Raw genomic sequence first — 3,570 nt, forward strand, 5'->3', positions numbered from 1 at the left:
GCGCTGGTTGTTCAGCATGCGCTCGCCGTGGGCGGCGCTCTGCGGGAGGTTCGAGAGCGTGCGGTAATCCCAACTGCTCGCCTTGCTCTCACTGGTGTCGAGCTGACGCAGGCCGTGCCAGCGGTCGAGGCTGTCCTCGGCGAGGGTGGCGCCATGGCCAACCTTGACGGAGGAACTACTTCGTCGTTGCAGACGCGGCCGCTTTTCGTTTCTGTTTTGCTTGCTTCGTCGCCCTCTCCCGTACGAGTTCCTCACGACAAGCTTCCACGCCGTTTACGTTGAAACATGGGTCTTTACCCGTGGGTTCGATGTAAATTTCTGGCTTGGCCGGGCCACGCCACGGCCCTTTGTTTTCTTCGAGCTTGCCGTCGCGATAGACGAACTGCATGCGATAGGGGACGTACATGCTGCGGCAGTTGTTCTCGTTGCAGCGGCGGTTGTAGATGCCGAAGTACATTGCGCCATCTTCAAAAATGACATAGTTGTTGTCGCCCCAGTCGAACTCGATGCCGGTGTCAAGTCTATTGGATTGGCGCACCTTATTACCGGTGGCGTCGGTGATAATAATGTGCTCGGTAGTGGGTTGCCATTCACTTGATGGAACCTTGTCTGGGTAGAAGCTCAAAAATAGGCCAGGGTTCTTGCCAGAGACTTCAAAGATGGTCTCGTTATACAAATCCAAGCGCTTTCCATCGTATTGGCGGGTTATGTTGAGCCTTACTCCATTTACGACGATACGGTGTCCCTGTAGCTCGACTTTATCCGCCGGTGTGTCGTTCGCAAATGCCGTTACTGACGATATAAGCAGTGCGATGAATAAAAGCAGTCGTTTCATTTCTTCAGCCTCTCGGTGATATCAGTTAGGGCCCCTGCCTTTTCGTCGGTTTTTAGTTCCTCCTGTTTATCTCCAGGACAAGCAAAAATATGCGGAATGAGGGCTCGATTCATAAAGTCCTCCAACCACAAACGATGCGCTTTGATCCAGTTATCCGACGCCTTCTTGAGCCATTTTTCGGTACCCTCGCCCCCCAACTGTGTAGTCAGCAACTTCTTCGCCCCATTCTGTTTAAGCCGCTTGTTGCCGTTTTTGTCTACCGCGAACACATCCTCTTCTGGAATGTCGTTCTGGATAAAATGGGTCGCATCGGCAAGCCCTAGGTGGTGGCATAGATACATGATTCGAGCCTTCTCGGTATCGTTTAGGCCACTAATGGCATAGCCTTTTGCACTGAGGCTATCAAGATTGGCCCTAGCGTAGTCCATCGCAGCCATGATGGCGAACTCGGCCTCATTGCGCAAATTGAGGAGTTTTTGAAGGTTTTTGTCTGATGCTGAGCGTTTCCCTGTAAACAGTTTCATCAGTTTTCGGTCGAGGCCGGGACCAGAAACAAGCGTTCCATCCTGTTTTACGAAACACCACGCGCCTTTTTCGTCCTGCTTGAGCCAAGCTTCCTTGCGAGCTTTATTGTTCAGGTAGGTGCCGGAGCGTACCGCTTCGGCAACCCAGCTACCATCGAGGAACTGCGTCATGCCCGTAGCGGAACTCGAAGGTGATTTCGAGTCCTCCTTCCACTTCCCTGCTTTGTCCTTGGCAGCTTCCGCATTCATCACTGCGGCAACCGCCTGTGGAATCAGGCCAGCACGTTGGGCAGCCACTTTGACCCATGGTCGGTAGATATTGTTAGGACCCAGCTTCAAGTCATCGTCGTTTGGGCATTCGCAGCCGACGGAGCAGGAAAGCGGATTTCCGCCCGTCGTGCGCGTTTCAAGCGGTTCTAGTGGTGTTGACGGGAGCTTGCGGGGTGGGCGTTCAGGCGTTCCCTCATGAGACCTCAAGGCGCTTTTTTCAACATGCATGCCACTTTTGACCTGGATTTTTTGTTGTCCCGGACGAGGCGCATAACTCGCAATCTGTTTTTCGCCACCGCCACGCGCGGGGGCTTTTTCGACATGAATCTCTATGGTTTCGTTGGCGTTGTTGCAGCGCATGGGTGAAATGCACCCACTCGCATCAGTTTTAGCGCGTAGTTCGTTCCCGGCAACTACCAGCCGAACCGCCAAGCCAACGATCGGGCGGCCAATGCTGTCCACAAATCGCATCACCGTCTCGGACCACTCCTCTCCTTCTGATTGGGCAGACGGCTGCTTTTTCCCATTTTTTTTTGGAATGTTAAACCGTTGTCCAACCGAGATTTTGTTGCGATCCCGGATGTGATTAGTCTGTGCGATTTCATCAACGCTCACCCCGTGCTGAGCGGCGATTTTGCCGAGCGTATCGCCTTGTTGAACGGTGTATGTTTCAGCAGTCATGTTTATGCCTTCCACAAATCTTCATCGTCACCATAGCGCTGCTCATCCATTGGGAAAGGCATACCGGTATCCTCAGCTTCGGGCTGAACGGACCAACCCGACTCACCAAACCAGACTTCGACCGGTTGGTAATGCCCTTCTTCTTTATGGCGCTGTGTTTGTCCCAAAGAATCGGTTCGTCCCTCGGCCAGAAGTTTTCCGTCAGAAACAATTTGATATGGGACATCGCTTTGCTGCAGTCCATTCAGGCCTGAATGCAATTGCCACTGGAAACTACGTGTCTTTGGTTCAACTTGCGGTAACTCATAGTCGCCACAGGGGAAACGAATATCTCCCCCGCTGGCACTCTTCGGCCCCGTCCAATCCTTCTTGCTCGCCTTGAACTCCACCTTGTTCGGCGCATGCAGTTCGATGTTGCCGCCTTCGATTTTCAGGTAGGCCCCTTGGGCAGTCGCGAGGATTTTCTGTTTGGCACTGGCATTGAGGCTGCCGTTGGTGCTGGCGAAAGTCACTTTCTTGTCGGCGGCAGCGGTGGTTTTGCCGCTCTGGCTTTGCAGGCTGACCTTGCCGCTGGCGGCGTGCAGGTGGATACCCGTTTCTGTGTTCGGTTTCTTTGGGTTGCTGGCCTTGCCGACGGTAAACAGCGCGATGCCGTTTTTCACCGCCAGGCTGTGGTTGCCTTGGGCGATCAGGTTGCTGTCCTGGCTGCTGGCGATGCTGAGGTTTTTTCCGGCGGCCAGAATATGGCTTTTCGGGGTGAGCAGGGCGATGCCGGCCGGCGCGCTGTATTGGAGGCGTGGTTCGCTCCAGACGGGCACGGTACCGGTGCCGCCCTCGACGGTTTTGATGCTGCCGTTACTGGCGGCCGTGCTGCCTTTGCTGGCCATTGCCGACGACGATGGCGGTCAATGTGCCGTTGATGGTCGGCCGCGGATGGACCATGCGGCCATGGCTGTCGGAGAGTAGTGGACGCCAGGGCAGGCTGGCGCGGATGGCGGTGATCTGGTTGCGATAGAGGTCGACCGTCTCATCTTTGGTTTTTGTGCTTTTTTGCGGGTCGACCGCGGGCATCATCCCGATTCGGGTCTCACCGAGATTGTTGCGGCCATGGTGGGTGATGGCGGTGATCAGGAAGCGGCGCTGCTCGGCCGTGTCCCGGTCATGTTCCGGGTGATCGGCCAGCAGGAAGGTGGTGCCCGGTGCTGCGGCGCGGACGCTGCCTGCGCCGTGAAACTGCTTCAGGCGCGCATCGATCGCCTG

Annotated in this window: 4 protein-coding genes; all 4 read right to left on the bottom strand. The window is 55.4% G+C overall.

Features of this window, described 5'->3' with window-relative positions; all coding sequences use genetic code 11:
• Nucleotides 1–175: 175 nt before the first annotated feature.
• On the bottom strand, nt 176–835 hold the full coding sequence (locus AT959_RS14705; protein WP_066884335.1) for a hypothetical protein: 660 nt from the start codon (nt 833–835) through the stop codon (nt 176–178).
• Nucleotides 832–2,310 (bottom strand): LysM peptidoglycan-binding domain-containing protein, encoded by a 1,479-nt coding sequence (locus AT959_RS14710; RefSeq protein WP_066884342.1) that lies wholly within the window; start codon nt 2,308–2,310, stop codon nt 832–834. Before AT959_RS14710 ends, AT959_RS14705 begins: the two co-directional genes overlap by 4 nt.
• A 2-nt stretch (nt 2,311–2,312) precedes the next feature.
• A complete protein-coding gene (locus AT959_RS14715) occupies nt 2,313–3,197 on the bottom strand; it encodes a DUF2345 domain-containing protein (RefSeq protein ID WP_066884343.1) in 885 nt (294 codons plus the stop codon).
• Nucleotides 3,166–3,570, bottom strand: a 405-nt coding sequence (locus tag AT959_RS21885; RefSeq protein WP_276203690.1) for a contractile injection system protein, VgrG/Pvc8 family, incomplete at its 5' end; no start/stop codon positions are given. The genes AT959_RS14715 and AT959_RS21885, both read right to left, overlap by 32 nt.

It is taken from the genome of Dechloromonas denitrificans (assembly GCF_001551835.1).
GTDB lineage: Bacteria > Pseudomonadota > Gammaproteobacteria > Burkholderiales > Rhodocyclaceae > Azonexus > Azonexus denitrificans.

What these genes read in the sequence shown, in the direction of transcription:
- AT959_RS14705 (WP_066884335.1), bottom strand. Translation starts at nt 835, where the DNA reads ATGAAACGACTGCTTTTATTCATCGCACTGCTTATATCGTCAGTAACG.
- AT959_RS14710 (WP_066884342.1), bottom strand. Translation starts at nt 2,310, where the DNA reads ATGACTGCTGAAACATACACCGTTCAACAAGGCGATACGCTCGGCAAA.
- AT959_RS14715 (WP_066884343.1), bottom strand. Translation starts at nt 3,197, where the DNA reads ATGGCCAGCAAAGGCAGCACGGCCGCCAGTAACGGCAGCATCAAAACC.